Source organism: Salinivibrio kushneri, from assembly GCF_005280275.1.
GTDB classification, from domain to species: Bacteria; Pseudomonadota; Gammaproteobacteria; order Enterobacterales; family Vibrionaceae; genus Salinivibrio; species Salinivibrio kushneri.
On sequence record NZ_CP040021.1, the window covers coordinates 2,085,222 to 2,098,813 of the forward strand.

Here is a 13,592-nt window from a genome sequence, read left to right on the forward strand (position 1 = left end):
ACCCTTGTTTACTGGTTCTGATCACTGAGCATTACCTTGTTTATCATCGATGGGTAGATCTTCCTCGAGATCATCGAGTAGCTCAGGTTTATCCTGTAACAACGAAATATCCGATTTCGCCATTTCAGGACGCTTAAGTTTTTCTACAATTTTAAGTGCCAACTTATCGTTAGATTGCCCCATTTTCGCGCGATAGGTGGGCAAGTCTTCCACGAACACGGTGCACGCATCCGGCATTTCCACCGGAATCACATCCCCTTTTTGTAGCTCCATTAAGTCGCGCAACGATAAGGTGACATCCAATAGCTTGGCACTCAATTCAACATTGACATCCAAGATCTCATCCCGTAGCGCTTTACTCCAGCGCACATCGGTATCCATCTTGTCACTTTGTACCCCGGCATCGAGCAGCTCGCGAATCGGCTCTAGCATCGAGTAAGGCATGACCATGTGAATATCGCCGCCACCACCATCAAGCTCAATGTGGAATGAACTCACCACAATCACTTCTGAGGGGCTGACAATGTTGGCCATCGCCGGGTTTACTTCTGAGTCTAAATACTCAAAAGCGACTTCCATCACGGGCGCCCAGGCGTCTTTGTAATCCTCAAACATCAACTTAAGCAGCATCTGGATCACACGTCGCTCGGTTGGCGTAAACTCTCGCCCTTCAATACGCGCATGAAAGCGCCCATCACCACCAAAAAAGTTTTCTACCAAAATGAACACCAGACGGGCTTCCATGGTGATCAAGCTGGTGCCTTTTAACGGGCGAAAACGCACCATATTCAAACTGGTCGGCACGTACAAGGTATTTTGATACTCGCCAAACTTCATCATCTGCACGCCGTTAATTGACACTTCGGCAGTTTTACGCAGCATGTTAAACAAGCTAATGCGCATATGGCGGGCAAAACGCTCATTAATAAGCTCGAGCGTCGGCATCCGCCCACGTACAATTCTGTCTTGTGACGAGAAGTCAAAGGAAACGGCCCCCTCTTGATCGGCTTCGGGCTCGTTATCTTCCTCTTCAACGTCATCAACACCGTGAAGCAGCGCATCAATTTCGTCTTGGCTGAGTAAGTCAGTCACGTCATCACCTATTGCATCACAAATCCAGTGAAGAGCACACGCTCCACCACCGGCTCGCCCGTTACTTTGATTAAGGCCGCGCGCACATTCTCTGCCGATTGGCGGCGAATTTCGAGCTGCCCCTGCGGTGTACGCAGTTGCTCGACCGTTGCCGCACCAAACGTATTAAGAAGCGCGTGCTCAATCAGCGGCAAGTTTTCTTTGGCCAAGGCTTCCATTTCACTGCCACGCACTAACAACTGGGTATTGACTTGCACCAGTCGTTGTTGCTGATCCCCGGTGACATTAAAAACAAAGGGTTTAGGCAAGGTGACATAAATCGCGGGCAGGGCATTGTTTTGTTCCTCGAGGACAATGTCTTCTTGGCTGCCGTCATCACCGGACAGGAAAAAAAACGCCGCGCCACCGGCCGCCGCGAGCAATACAACGGCGGCGACAATGATAATAATCAGCTTTTTTTTGCTCCCGCCTTGTTCTGGGGTTGCGTTATCATCTGCCATGGCTGTGCTTGCTCCTTGTTATCTAAGCGTAGTAATCGACGGCCCGATCACTGTGTGAGACGTTCAGCGTCTGCCCGGTTAGCATGGTATCATCACTATCATCCGGCCCTGAGGTACCGAGTGATGCGCCACCGGCATGACCGTCGCCGGTACCGGCACCATGCTGGCCTGAGGCCATCTGTTGTGCACCACTCTCTTGTTGTTGAACCGATCCTTGGGCTAACTGTAGCCCTTGTTGCTGCAACATATCACGCAGTCTTGGCATCGCTTGCTCGACCGCATCACGCGCTTGCTGGTTGGCAACCGTTATATGCACGGAAGCTTGGTCGTTGTTGATCCCCAGCTTAATTTGCATGCGCCCAAGCTCGGGTGGATCGAGACGAATATCCACTTGCTTCAGGTTTTTAGACAACATGACATTGATTCGCTCGGTCAATGCCACACCCGCTTCGCTAGGCGTTTGCCCTAAAGGTAACGGGGCCTGCGCACTTTGAGCGACCTGGATATCTTGTCGTGCTGTCGCCGCGTTCGCGGTCGGTGTGCCTAGACTGCTTGCCAGCTGCTGGGCCAAGTTTTCGCCTCGTGAGGCACCTTCCGCTGCGCTTGCTGCGTTGCCTGCCGCCAAGGCTGCGTCAGTTTGAACCGCCTGCTCTGCCATCGCTTTTAACGCCGCTTTACTCAGGCCATCTGACTGACTGTGTTGCCCTGCCAGCAGCGAAGCGGCATTCGGGTTGCCTGCTGCGCCAGCTTTTACGTCAGGGTTTGCCATATTCTGTTGTAGGCTCGACGCCTGTCGCAGCTTATCAGCCAATTCATTCGTTTTCGTCGTCGCCCCTTCTTTGGCTAACCAATCTTTAAGCGCAGACTCTTTATTGGCTGACGCAGCATCGCCTAAGGCAGGCTCACCGGGCGCCACCTTAGCGGCGGCAGCCCCATGTTGACTCTCCTGCTGCGCCTTCATCGCCGCCCACTTTATCGCCGGCCCATCCGCTGGGAGAGATTGCCCCCCTTTAGCCGCCTCACCATTGCTATCAAGCGCAATTTGGCGTCCAGCACCTTGTTCCAAGGCACCTGTGCCACGATCTTGCGTGACTTTAACCTGAGCGACTAACACGGCGAGTTGTTCGGGCGATAACTGTGCCAATACCTCCTCCGCAGACACCTCATCCGGCAACGCTTTAGAAAGCTCCGCAAGCAGTGCTTGTTTGTCTACTTCACCCTCTTGAATCTGGCGGTCTACTCGCGCGTTACTGTCAGTGTCGCTTATCGGTAATACATCGGCAGACGATGCCATAGCGTCGCTATCGGCAGATAATGCCAAGGCGTCGCTATCGGCAGATAATGCCAGGGCGTCGTCATCGGCAGGCAAGGTTTTGCCAGTTAACATTTCAGCGGCTTGGTTCAACCGCATTAATAAGGATTGGCTCTCTTCCATTGCCGTCATATCGGCAATTTTTTCCATCTCAGCCTCGCTGAAAATACCGTCAGCCAACATGGCCTCCGCATCAATGGCTTGACCATCAACGAGTAAGGTTTTTCCATCACGAGTCAGCTTGATCGCCCCCGCTTGTCCTTCACTTCCATCGAGGGATTGATGCAAGGCGGACAAAAAGCCGGCACTTTTCTCTCCTTTCACCTCGCTGGACGCGCCTTCACTCGGCGCAGACAGGGTTTTACTCGAAACATTGGAAAGTGTCAGCATTGACTGCGTCATAAGTGTCTCATCATTACCTATGGTTACCTATGCGCCAACTTGGCATCAACTGGCGCGTCGGTAATGAGAAAGCAATTATCGCGCCATTTTACTATGAAGAGAAGGGTGAGGGGCGTCGACGTGCGATAATCGCTGCCATTTCATCCATTTGCCGTTGTTCTTGATAGCGAGCACGCTCTGCTTCCTCTCGTTCTCGTTTTTCTATCAGCCATTCTAATGATTGCCGGTGCTGGCGAGTTTGTTGCCATGTCTCACGGCATTGCGCTAAATGATCTTTAAATTGATGCTCTGCATCTCTTTGTTTTGCAAGAGTTTCATCAAGCTGAACAATGAATTTATTTAAATGACCAAAAGCACTGGCCGATAGCCCTGACTGACCACGATCAGACATCTGACGGCAATATTCGAGCCGGTACTGTTCGATTTGCTCCAACTGGCGATAGTAATCATCAAGTGATTGCTGAGCCGCGCTCACACTGAGCTGGGCTTGCTTTTCATCTTCTTGGGCTTTTTCTAGTAAAAGTTGAAGCGCATGATCTGCCATACATTAGCTCTGCAACGTTGAACGCAACATGTTGACACACATGTCGAAAGGGACCACTTCTTTAATACCTTGCTGTAAATAGTTGTCTAGCTTAGGTTTTAAATTGAAAGCCTGATCAACCGCTGCGTCGCTACCCGGCTTATACGCGCCAATGGAGACCAAATCTTGGTTTTTTCGGCACACGGACAACACTTGCCGCACCGCTTTCGACATCAGAATTTGCTCATCGCTAGTAATATTGGGCATCACTCGACTGACCGAACGCTCAACATCAATCGCCGGGTAATGACCGCTATCCGCTAACTCGCGCGATAGCACAATGTGGCCATCCAATATCGCACGCGCCGCATCGGCAATAGGGTCTTGTAAATCATCCCCCTCGGTCAGCACGGTAAAAAAGGCAGTGATCGACCCCTGCCCAACGGCACCGTTCCCCGCGCGCTCAACCAGTGAGGGTAAGCGCGCAAACACCGAGGGCGGATACCCTTTGGTCGCCGGTGGCTCGCCCACCGACAACGCAATTTCGCGCTGAGCCTGCGCAAACCGCGTTAACGAGTCCATCAATAAGAGAACATCAAGACCGAGGTCGCGGAAATATTCGGCAATGGTTAACGCCGTTTGGCAGCCTTTAAGCCTCACCAAGGGTGATGAGTCAGCTGGCGCAGCGACAACCACTGCCCGTGCACGGCCTTCTTCTCCGAGGATATCATCGATAAACTCTTTCACTTCTCGGCCACGCTCACCAATCAATCCGACGACCACCACTTGCGCAGTGGTACCGCGTGTCATCATCCCCAAGGTGACAGATTTACCCACCCCAGAGCCAGCAAACAAGCCGATGCGCTGGCCTTTCCCCACCGTCAATAGACCATTGATCGACTTGATGCCAACATCGAGCGGCTCACGGATCGGTTGCCGTGATAAGGGATTGATCGGTATACCCTCTAGGCTTGCTTGCTTATCCGTATAGATATCGCCCTTACCATCCAGTGGATTGCCCATACCATCGATAACGCGCCCCAACAGCTCCATCCCCACCGAGAGTTGACTGCGTTCAGACAAGGGCGTGACTCTTGCCCCTGGCAACACACCTGAAACTTGCTCGTTAGGCATCAAGTACAAAAGCTCATCGGCAAAGCCCACTACTTCAGCTTCAATGGTGCCATTAAGGGTTTCAACCGAGCACACAGACCCAATGGGCGCGCGACAGCCTATCGCTTCAAGTGTCAGCCCAACCATACGCACCAATTTTCCCGACGCCACTGGCTTGGGAGCTAAATTATCAAGCTGACATTGTTTTAACCGCTCAGCGAGTTGGCTCATTATGATTGCCCTGGATCCTCAGTCGATGTGGCTTCATCTTCAGACGTTGCCGCGGTGTCTTGCTCAACGGGGTCGTCACTCGCCGCCGCGCCCTCGGTGGTCGCCGGTTCGTTGGCATAGGCACCGGTATCAACAGGCTCTACCGTTGCGCCGTCTGATGGCGCGGATTGCCGGGGTTGATTCTGCCCTTGAAACTCTCTTAATAACGCGTCCACGCGCTCAGCATAGCGATAGTCGACCACTGAATCTTTGGCTTTTACATGGACGTCTCCACGCGAGAGGGCCGGCTCGGATTGCAAGGTCCAGTCGCGAGCCGCGAGCATATTGTCATCATACGCGTCGGTGACAATGGCATAGTCATCTGGATGCAACGCCGCAGTAACCGGGTGATCGGCCACTGGCAAAGCGGCAATGGCGGCTCGTAAGGTGTGCAGAATCACTTGAGGATTCGTGTCTAGCTCCACACCTGTCAATGACTTGGTCAAGGTCTGGACCATCACCAACAGTTGTTGCTCGACATCCATCTCCAACTTTTCTAACGGATGACTTAACTGATTGAGTATACTATCGAGCTGCTGACAACGTGCTTCAATCAGCGCTTGCCCGTCAGCGACGCCTTGCTCAAATCCGGCCTTTTTTCCTTCTTCATGGCCTTTCTCATGCCCTTGCTCTAAACCGGCCTCAAGTCCCTCGGCATGCCCCAGCTGCTTGCCCTCTTCATACCCTTCGTCATAGCCCTGTTGGCGAATAGCGTCGAGGGCGTCAGCGGTTAAAGGTTCCGGGGCAGGCTCGTTTTCCTCCGGCTCCACCTCAACGTCTGGCTCCCAACTGGGATCGTAGTTAAGTGCGGTATCTTTGGGCAGGTTTTCGCCTTCGTTGTAAGGGGGCAATGCCCACCTATCAATGGTTTCCGCATCGGCCTCATCGGCGCGAATATAGCCACGGCGTTTTTCTAAACTCATCAGTGCCCCTTACAAATACGGCTTAGACGAACTCATCGCCGCCGCCTCCGGTAAGCATAATTTCACCGGCATCGGCAAGACGACGCGCAACCGATAAGATTTCTTTTTGCGCCCCTTCCACATCAGAGACCCGGATAGGGCCCATAGCCTCGATATCGTCTTGCAACATCTCGGCCGCACGTTTGGACATATTGCGATAGATTTTCTCGCGCAAGTTATCTTCCGCGCCTTTAAGCGCTTTTTGCAACACTTCTTGTGGCACATCACGGAGTAAGGTCTGCACCCCGCGGTCATCCACATCAATCAAGTTATCAAACACGAACATCAAGTCTTGGATTTGTGAGGCCATCTCTTCGTCTTGATCGCGAATCGAGTCCATCAGTACCCCTTCGACACTGTTGTCCATGTAGTTCATGATTTCCGCTGCTGCTTTCAAGCCACCAATTTTGGCCGCTTGTGCCCCCGCTTGGCCAGCAAATTGCTTTTCCATGATCTCGTTTAACTCGTGCAGTGCTGCCGGTTGCACCTCTTCTAAGTTGGCAATCCGCATCATCAAGTCCAGTCGATCTCGCTCAACAAACTGTGACAAAATCTCGGCCGAGTGCTCGGGATCCAGATAAGATAAGACGATGGTTTGGATTTGCGGGTGCTCGTTGATAATAATGCTGGCGACTTGGCGCGGATCCATCCATTTCAGTGAATCCAAGCCTTTGGAGCCGCTGCCAAGCAATATTTGGTCCACCAAGTTATTCGCTTTGTCTTCACCCAAGGCAGCCACCAGGGCGTTGCGTACAAAGTCTTCACTCCCCATCCCGATAGAGGTGTATTTTTGGATCTCCTCTAAAAAGGCACGGTGGACGGCCGCCACTTTGTCCGAGTTAAGGTCGGTCATCGAGGTCATGGCCGCGCCCACCCGTTGAACCTGTTTCGGCTCAAGGTGGCGAATGATACTCGCGGCATCTTGTTCACTTAAACTGAGTAGCAAAATGGCGGCTTTTTCGATCCCACTCAACGAGCTGATATCGAAGTTTGAGCCAGCTTGCTCATCACCGCCTGTGGTTGCGACTTCATTTGCCATCTTCGGTTACCCAATTTTTCACCGCTTGTGCGGCCAAGTCTGGCTCATTGGCAACCAGCGCCCGCACCGCTTTTAACAAGTCTTCATCTTTATGTAAGTTTGGCAGCTCAACATCCGACGCTGACATCGCAAAGTTGCTAGAACCGTCAAGCTCAGAGCCTATCAAGCCGACATCATCCCCATCAGGGGTAACTGGCAAGCCATCTGGGCCAAGGATTTCGCCATTGGGGCCCACGGTATTGCCATCTTCGTCGGTATTTGGATAAAGCAGCTTTTTCATCGCTGGACGCACCAAGACCACGATAATAACAATGATCACCAAGGCCGCCGCTAACCAACGAACCCAGTCATTAAAGTTGGGATGATCCCAAATCGGCACATCTTGCTCTGCCGCTTGCTCTGGCTCAACAAAGGGAACGGCGATCACTTCGAGCACATCACCACGCTGCTCACTAAAGCCGACCCCGCCCATTAAAAGACGGCGGATTTTGGCCAGTTCATCATCTGACAAAGGCTGCTTAACCGTATCCCCGGTTTCAGGATCGACACTTTGTTTAAAATTCACCGCCACAGAGACGGTTTGTCTATCGATGACGCCTGACTGCGCGCGTCGGTGACGAATGGTGGTATCGAGTTCAAAGTTACGTGTCGATTCACGGCTCACTGATCCGGTACCGCCTGCACCATTTTTAAGATCCCTGACGTCTTCCGGAATGGAGGCATCGGCCGGCGGTTGGTTGCTTAAGGCTCCTGGAATACCCGCGACACGATCCGAGCCATTATAGTCTTCGCGCGTGTATTCGCTGCGTGTTGCTGGTGTGTTGGGATTAAACTGGCGCTGCGTTTCTTCCAGTGAGCTAAAATCTAATGCCACGTCGACTTGTGAGGTATAGTTGCCCAGCCCTAGTACGGGGATCAGTATTGAGTCGATTTTTTCGCGCAATTGGCGCTCTTGTTTACGCTCCAATTCGTACTCTTTGCGCCGCGCCGCTGAGGCTGGATCTTCACTGCCTGAGTTTAGCAAGCGACCATGCTGATCGGTGACGGTGACGCGCGTGGGTTTTAGCGACGGGACGGCAGAGGCGACCATATCAACAATTGAGTCCACTTCCTCTTGACCTAGGGTATTTGTGCCTCCCAAGGTTAAGAATACCGTGGCTGATGCCTCTTGGTTGTGGCGTACAAAGACGCTCTGTTTGGGCATCGCTAACAAGACACGGGCGTTTCTCACTTGCCGCACTTCTTCAATCGCGGCGGCTAGCTGTCGCTCACGACTGAGTTTTAATCGCTCTTGCTCGAGTTTTTGTGAGACGCCAAAGCCCATGTCATTAAGCAAGATCTCATCGCCCTCGGCCGTGCTGGTATTCAGCCCCACCCGCGTTAAACCGAGGCGAATGGAGGAGTAATCGCTTGAAGGGACGCGGATGGTATTCCCATCCAATTGGTATTCAACTTTGTTCTGGTCAAGGTGATCCAAAACAGGGATAAGTTCTTCTGTTTCGTACGTACCCAGTGGCCGCATTTCGGGTTCCTGCACCCAAAAAAACAGCATCATGATCAGCGCGACACAAATCGCAACCGCTAACACTAAGATCAACTGGCGCACCATGTCGAGATCGCCAAATATCGAGTTTGACGATGCTGACTGTTCTGATGCGTCCGGATCTTGCGTGCTTTGCTCTGCGTCTAATGCCGCATCGGTTGATGGCAATGCTGCTGCGCCATCTGAAACCGCCAGATCGGTGTTTTGGTTCTCTTCAGCCACTGATTAATTCCTACATTAAACAGGCATATTCATAAGTTCTTTATACGCCTCAACTAACTTGTTGCGCGTTTGCACGGTGGCATCAAACGCCACACTCGACTTGTTTCGAGCAATCATCACATCCGATAAGCTTACGTTACGGTCACCTTCATCGAACCGCGTGGCAAGCTCGCCCGAGGTCTTTTGCAATCCATTTACATGATTAATCGCACTGGCAAGCATATCGCCAAATTCTTGGCTGACTTGTTGACCGGTTGCAGGCTGAGAGACATTCTTCGCCGCTGCCGCCATGGCTTGCATCTCTTGCGTCAAGGCATTCGCTTTCATCGTCGATCCTTCCTGTGTCAATATTTTGTCAATTCAGTCAGATTACTATCAGTCATCTTACTATGTGCAACTTTGAGACCACTTTCGCAAAAGCTGACGACGCTGGATCATTACTGAGGAATATCAATCCCGGCATCACGCATTTTGGCCAGCTTATAGCGCAGTGTCCTGGGGCTGATCCCTAAGCGCTCGGCGACATCTTTGCGCCGCCCCTCACACGCACGGATGGTATCGAGTATGATAGAAAACTCTTGGTCGCGTAATTCGTTGCCCAAGCCTGCCCCGTTTGGTGAAGGCTCCATCGTTTCTTGGACAGGCTCGGTCGGTAGCGTCGCAGCGGCTGCGTGCGATTGACTATCCATCACCTTGCTTTGTAAGCCAGACGCATCTTGCCAGTCTTGCCCCTCGAGTAAAATATCTGTTGCTTGAATATGAGATTGGGTGGCCAGTATCAAAGCACGCTGCATGACGTTATCAAGCTCCCGCACATTGCCAGGCCAGGTGTAATTCAACAACTTTTGCTCAGCGTTAGGCTGTATGCTGGGACAAGGCAAACCTTGTTTTTGACAATGCCGAGATAATAAATAATTTGCCAGCGGGATAATGTCACCTGGGCGTTCATATAACGCGGGCCACGTGATGGGAAACACATTCAGACGGTAATATAAGTCTTCACGAAAGTGTCCTTGCGCCACATAGTCTTTTAGATCGCGGTTACTGGTGGCAAGCACCCGCAAGTCAAGCTGAATACTTTTGCGCCCCCCGAGGCGTTCCACCTCTCGCTCTTGCAATACGCGGAGCAGCTTGGCTTGCAGCCCCAAATCCATCTCACTGATTTCATCCAATAAGATAGTGCCACCTTGGGCTTGCTCAAATTTTCCCGGACACGCTTGCACCGCACCGGTAAACGCCCCTTTCTCATAGCCGAAAAGGGTGGCTTCCAGCATGTTTTCGGGAATCGCGGCACAGTTAATCGCGACAAAGGGGGCATTCGCGCGCGCAGAGTGGTCATGAATATAGCGCGCCATCACTTCTTTACCCGACCCTGACGGCCCAAGGATCATCACATTGGCGTCAGTATTGGCGACTTTATCGGCCAAGGCTAACAAGGCGACACTTTTCGGATCTTCTGCAATCGCATCCGAGTCATCGTTTTTAACCGGTGCATAGCGACTGACCATATTGAGGAGCACTTCTGGCGCAAAAGGTTTGGCCATGTAATCAATGGCCCCCTCTTTCATGGCGGCCACCGCATCCTCGATGTTGGCATAAGCGGTCATGAGCAACACAGGTAAATTTGGCGTATGCGTTTTGATTGATCGCAAAAGCGCCAAGCCATCCATCCCCGCCATCTGTACATCTGAAACAACAATATCAATTGGCTTGGCTTTTAATGTCACGAGCGCTTGCTCTGCACTGTCCGCTTCGCGCCAATGGTATCCCGCTAAGGCTAAGGTATCGACCAGCGCCTCGCGCAAACCTTCATCATCTTCAACGATTAGCACTGTGGTTTGGCTCATTGTGTTTCTCCTACGCTCTTACCCTGCTCTGCCGCTCCCCCCTTGGCAAGCGGCAAACACAATGTAAAACAGGCCCCTTTTTCAGGTTCCGATTGTAAGGTGAGTTTACCCTCATGGGCATGACACACCATTTGCACAACGGCGAGGCCAAGACCTGTACCTTGCTGTCGTGTGGTAAAAAAAGGCTCTAAAACTTTCGCTTGCAGCTCAGGCGCAATACCTGGACCACTATCGGCTACAGACAGTAATAAACTATCGCCTTGTTGGCGCGAATCAACCACCACTTGGCAGCCCTTGCCCGCGACTTGAACAGCATTGACAACCAAGTTACTCAGCGCGCTGGCCAATGCATTGGGGTTACCGAGCAAGGGGAGGCTTTCGTCATCGCTGTTGATGGCAAAATCAACATCGTGGCCTTGAATCACCGCATCCACCATGGGCTCAAATTCATTAAACAACTGCTCAACGGTAAACACTTTCACCACTTTGTTGTCGCCACCTTTAGCAAACAACAACATATCGTTCACTTGCTTTTCTAAGTCATGTAGCCGGTCTAACAGTTTGAATTGAAACCGCTGCCGTGTCGCATCATTGAGGTTGGGCGCGCCAAGGTTCGACGCATATAAAATCGCGCTAGATAGCGGCGTGCGCACTTGGTGAGCCAGCGACGCCACCATTTTCCCCAACGACGACAAACGTTGCAGATCACTCACGCGCGACTGCAATAAGCGGGTTTCTGTCATGTCGGTGATCAAGATAAGTTGCCCTGAGTCGGACGCTGAAATGGCCAGCTTCACCCGACGACCATCTTTGAGGGAGACCTCGTGTCCATCATCGTCTCGCGGCGAGAAAGCGCGTTGAATCACATCAAACCAACGCTGCTGAGTGAGCGGTTCCCCAAGGAGGCGATGCGCCTCTGGATTGGCTTCAGCGACACGGCCATTAGCATCAAGCAAGATAACGCCTGCTGGCATCACATCGAGAACTTGCTTATACCGAGTGACTTGTTGATCCACTGATCCCAGTGGCGAAGATTGGGTTTCCATTTAGGCAACACACATTTCGATCAAGGTTTTACTCACTTAAGCAGAGATTATGCCACAAAAATCACTAATTTTATCAGATAGTTGAAGACAAAAAAGCGAAGTCATTTTTTTGACTCCGCTTTTTGACGCCTCGTCGTTCTAGATTAATTCTTCCTTGTTCAATCCGTACTTTCGCATCTTTTCTACCAGTGTCGTTCGCCGCATACTCAGCATGTCAGCCGCCCGAGCAACCACACCAGACTGCGCCTCTAGCGCTTGCTTTATCAAATCAATCTCAACCTCGGCGAGGGTTTCTTTCAAATTCACGCCCTCAGGCGGCAAGCTTGTGAAGCCGGGACTATCCGCAAAGCCAGGCATATCCTCCTCGAAAGCGGGCTCATCCGGCTCATGAAACATCGCGGTAAGCGCATCGCGTTCGGCCATCTCGGTATCTTCAACCGAATAGGCCTCAGGCTGAAATTCAGGAATATCACTGTAGCGATATTTGGCAGGCAAATGATTCACATCGACCATTTGCCCTGGGTACAAGATAACCAAACGCTCAATCAGATTCGCCAGCTCGCGAACATTGCCTGGCCACTCATGCTCCATCAGCGAATTAATCGCACGAGGGGAAATATGGATCCGACCATTACCTTCCACATCAAGGCGAGACATTAGCTCATGAATCAATAGCGGGATATCATCAATTCGCTCGCGCAGCGCTGGCATTTCGATCGGAAAAACATTGAGCCGATAATACAAATCTTCTCGAAACTCACCGTCTTTGATCATGGTTTCTAGCGTACGGTGGGTCGCGGCAACGACGCGAACATTGGCGCGAATGCTTTTGTTGCCTCCTACGCGCTCAAACGTGCGTTCTTGCAACACACGTAACAATTTAACTTGCATCGGCATCGGCATGTCGCCGATCTCATCCAAAAATAATGTTCCGCCTTCCGCCAGCTCGAAGCGCCCTTTACGCGCTGAAATCGCCCCCGTGAAGGCACCTTTCTCGTGACCGAAGAGTTCGCTTTCTAGCAACTCGCCTGGAATTGCTCCGCAATTGACGGGGACAAAGGGGCCAGACGCGCGTGATGAGGCATGGTGAATATGACGCGCCACCACTTCTTTTCCGGTACCAGATTCACCGAGGATCAAAACACTGGCTTCGGTAGACGCGACCTGCTCAATGAGATGACGAACCTGTTCGATAGCATCGCTTTTACCCACCATGTTATGAAAGGCGGTATTATCACCAGACAACTGTGGAATACTGAAAGCCTGTTTACCGGCAAATTCGCGACAGTGATGGAGTGCATCGAATAATTGCGGATAGTTCAAAGGTAGCCCAAGTTCACCCACATAGTTGGGTAACCCTGAAAGCTCACGATCGTGGCGTCGAATCGCAATCACAGGCACGTGATGATAGGTCGCAAGCTGCTCAAGTACTTTTTCAAGTAACGGTGTCGAGCGGACGTGGCCAAGAAAACATGCGCCCCAGTTTTGCTCCCAAAGTGCATCACTGACATCCGCGGTCGAGTGAAGCGCGTAACGCTCGCCGATAAAGTCGAGTATCACGCCGAGATCGTGACGAAACTGGTCATCGTCATCGATAACGAGGATCTTTGCTAAATCTTGCATGTGTGAGATACGTCTGCCCTGATAACTTTTTATAATCGTGTCGCTTTTCAGCAACAACAATCTCAATTTTAATCAAGACATTGTAATAGAGAACGCGC

Annotated in this window: 12 protein-coding genes; all 12 read right to left on the bottom strand. The window is 51.7% G+C overall.

Going from position 1 to position 13,592, the window contains the following annotated elements; all coding sequences use genetic code 11:
* Window positions 1-21: 21 nt before the first annotated feature.
* The 12 genes from fliM to FCN78_RS09805 all read right to left on the bottom strand — a co-directional run bounded on the left by fliM (window position 22) and on the right by FCN78_RS09805 (window position 13,494).
* Window positions 22-1,092 carry a flagellar motor switch protein FliM gene (gene fliM, locus FCN78_RS09750; RefSeq protein WP_069363189.1) on the bottom strand — a complete coding sequence of 357 codons (1,071 nt, stop codon included), beginning with the start codon at window positions 1,090-1,092 and terminating at the stop codon, window positions 22-24.
* An 8-nt stretch (window positions 1,093-1,100) separates the two neighbouring features.
* Complete coding sequence (gene fliL / locus FCN78_RS09755) at window positions 1,101-1,592, bottom strand: flagellar basal body-associated protein FliL (protein WP_069363190.1); 492 nt, start codon at window positions 1,590-1,592, stop codon at window positions 1,101-1,103.
* A gap of 22 nt (window positions 1,593-1,614) precedes the next feature.
* Entirely contained in the window at window positions 1,615-3,306 is a 1,692-nt protein-coding gene (locus FCN78_RS09760) for a flagellar hook-length control protein FliK (protein ID WP_077659351.1), read from the bottom strand.
* Between the two features lie 91 nt (window positions 3,307-3,397).
* On the bottom strand, window positions 3,398-3,850 hold the full coding sequence (gene fliJ / locus FCN78_RS09765) for a flagellar export protein FliJ (protein WP_077484638.1): 453 nt from the start codon (window positions 3,848-3,850) through the stop codon (window positions 3,398-3,400).
* A gap of 3 nt (window positions 3,851-3,853) precedes the next feature.
* The gene (fliI, locus tag FCN78_RS09770) at window positions 3,854-5,173 is read right to left on the bottom strand and encodes a flagellar protein export ATPase FliI (protein WP_077659352.1); all 1,320 of its coding nucleotides are present in this window, start codon (window positions 5,171-5,173) and stop codon (window positions 3,854-3,856) included.
* On the bottom strand, window positions 5,173-6,135 hold the full coding sequence (locus tag FCN78_RS09775; RefSeq protein ID WP_077659353.1) for a flagellar assembly protein FliH: 963 nt from the start codon (window positions 6,133-6,135) through the stop codon (window positions 5,173-5,175). Before FCN78_RS09775 ends, fliI begins: the two co-directional genes overlap by 1 nt.
* A 22-nt stretch (window positions 6,136-6,157) precedes the next feature.
* The gene (gene fliG, locus FCN78_RS09780) at window positions 6,158-7,213 is read right to left on the bottom strand and encodes a flagellar motor switch protein FliG (RefSeq protein ID WP_046074947.1); all 1,056 of its coding nucleotides are present in this window, start codon (window positions 7,211-7,213) and stop codon (window positions 6,158-6,160) included.
* Entirely contained in the window at window positions 7,203-8,978 is a 1,776-nt protein-coding gene (fliF, locus tag FCN78_RS09785; RefSeq protein ID WP_069363195.1) for a flagellar basal-body MS-ring/collar protein FliF, read from the bottom strand. The genes fliG and fliF overlap by 11 nt, the downstream gene beginning before the upstream one ends.
* A gap of 15 nt (window positions 8,979-8,993) precedes the next feature.
* The gene (fliE, locus tag FCN78_RS09790; protein WP_046074949.1) at window positions 8,994-9,305 is read right to left on the bottom strand and encodes a flagellar hook-basal body complex protein FliE; all 312 of its coding nucleotides are present in this window, start codon (window positions 9,303-9,305) and stop codon (window positions 8,994-8,996) included.
* Window positions 9,306-9,415: 110 nt separating this feature from the next.
* Complete coding sequence (locus FCN78_RS09795) at window positions 9,416-10,825, bottom strand: sigma-54-dependent transcriptional regulator (protein ID WP_077659354.1); 1,410 nt, start codon at window positions 10,823-10,825, stop codon at window positions 9,416-9,418.
* Window positions 10,822-11,871 carry a sensor histidine kinase gene (locus FCN78_RS09800; RefSeq protein ID WP_069363197.1) on the bottom strand — a complete coding sequence of 350 codons (1,050 nt, stop codon included), beginning with the start codon at window positions 11,869-11,871 and terminating at the stop codon, window positions 10,822-10,824. Before FCN78_RS09800 ends, FCN78_RS09795 begins: the two co-directional genes overlap by 4 nt.
* A gap of 138 nt (window positions 11,872-12,009) precedes the next feature.
* The gene (locus FCN78_RS09805) at window positions 12,010-13,494 is read right to left on the bottom strand and encodes a sigma-54 dependent transcriptional regulator (protein WP_069363198.1); all 1,485 of its coding nucleotides are present in this window, start codon (window positions 13,492-13,494) and stop codon (window positions 12,010-12,012) included.
* Window positions 13,495-13,592 lie beyond the last annotated feature (98 nt).

Excerpts from the sequence above, each read along its gene's own strand:
- fliL (WP_069363190.1), bottom strand. The coding sequence starts at position 1,592 with ATGGCAGATGATAACGCAACCCCAGAACAAGGCGGGAGCAAAAAAAAG.
- FCN78_RS09760 (WP_077659351.1), bottom strand. The coding sequence starts at position 3,306 with ATGACGCAGTCAATGCTGACACTTTCCAATGTTTCGAGTAAAACCCTG.
- fliJ (WP_077484638.1), bottom strand. The coding sequence starts at position 3,850 with ATGGCAGATCATGCGCTTCAACTTTTACTAGAAAAAGCCCAAGAAGAT.
- fliI (WP_077659352.1), bottom strand. The coding sequence starts at position 5,173 with ATGAGCCAACTCGCTGAGCGGTTAAAACAATGTCAGCTTGATAATTTA.
- FCN78_RS09775 (WP_077659353.1), bottom strand. The coding sequence starts at position 6,135 with ATGAGTTTAGAAAAACGCCGTGGCTATATTCGCGCCGATGAGGCCGAT.
- fliG (WP_046074947.1), bottom strand. The coding sequence starts at position 7,213 with ATGGCAAATGAAGTCGCAACCACAGGCGGTGATGAGCAAGCTGGCTCA.
- fliE (WP_046074949.1), bottom strand. The coding sequence starts at position 9,305 with ATGAAAGCGAATGCCTTGACGCAAGAGATGCAAGCCATGGCGGCAGCG.
- FCN78_RS09795 (WP_077659354.1), bottom strand. The coding sequence starts at position 10,825 with ATGAGCCAAACCACAGTGCTAATCGTTGAAGATGATGAAGGTTTGCGC.
- FCN78_RS09800 (WP_069363197.1), bottom strand. The coding sequence starts at position 11,871 with ATGGAAACCCAATCTTCGCCACTGGGATCAGTGGATCAACAAGTCACT.
- FCN78_RS09805 (WP_069363198.1), bottom strand. The coding sequence starts at position 13,494 with ATGCAAGATTTAGCAAAGATCCTCGTTATCGATGACGATGACCAGTTT.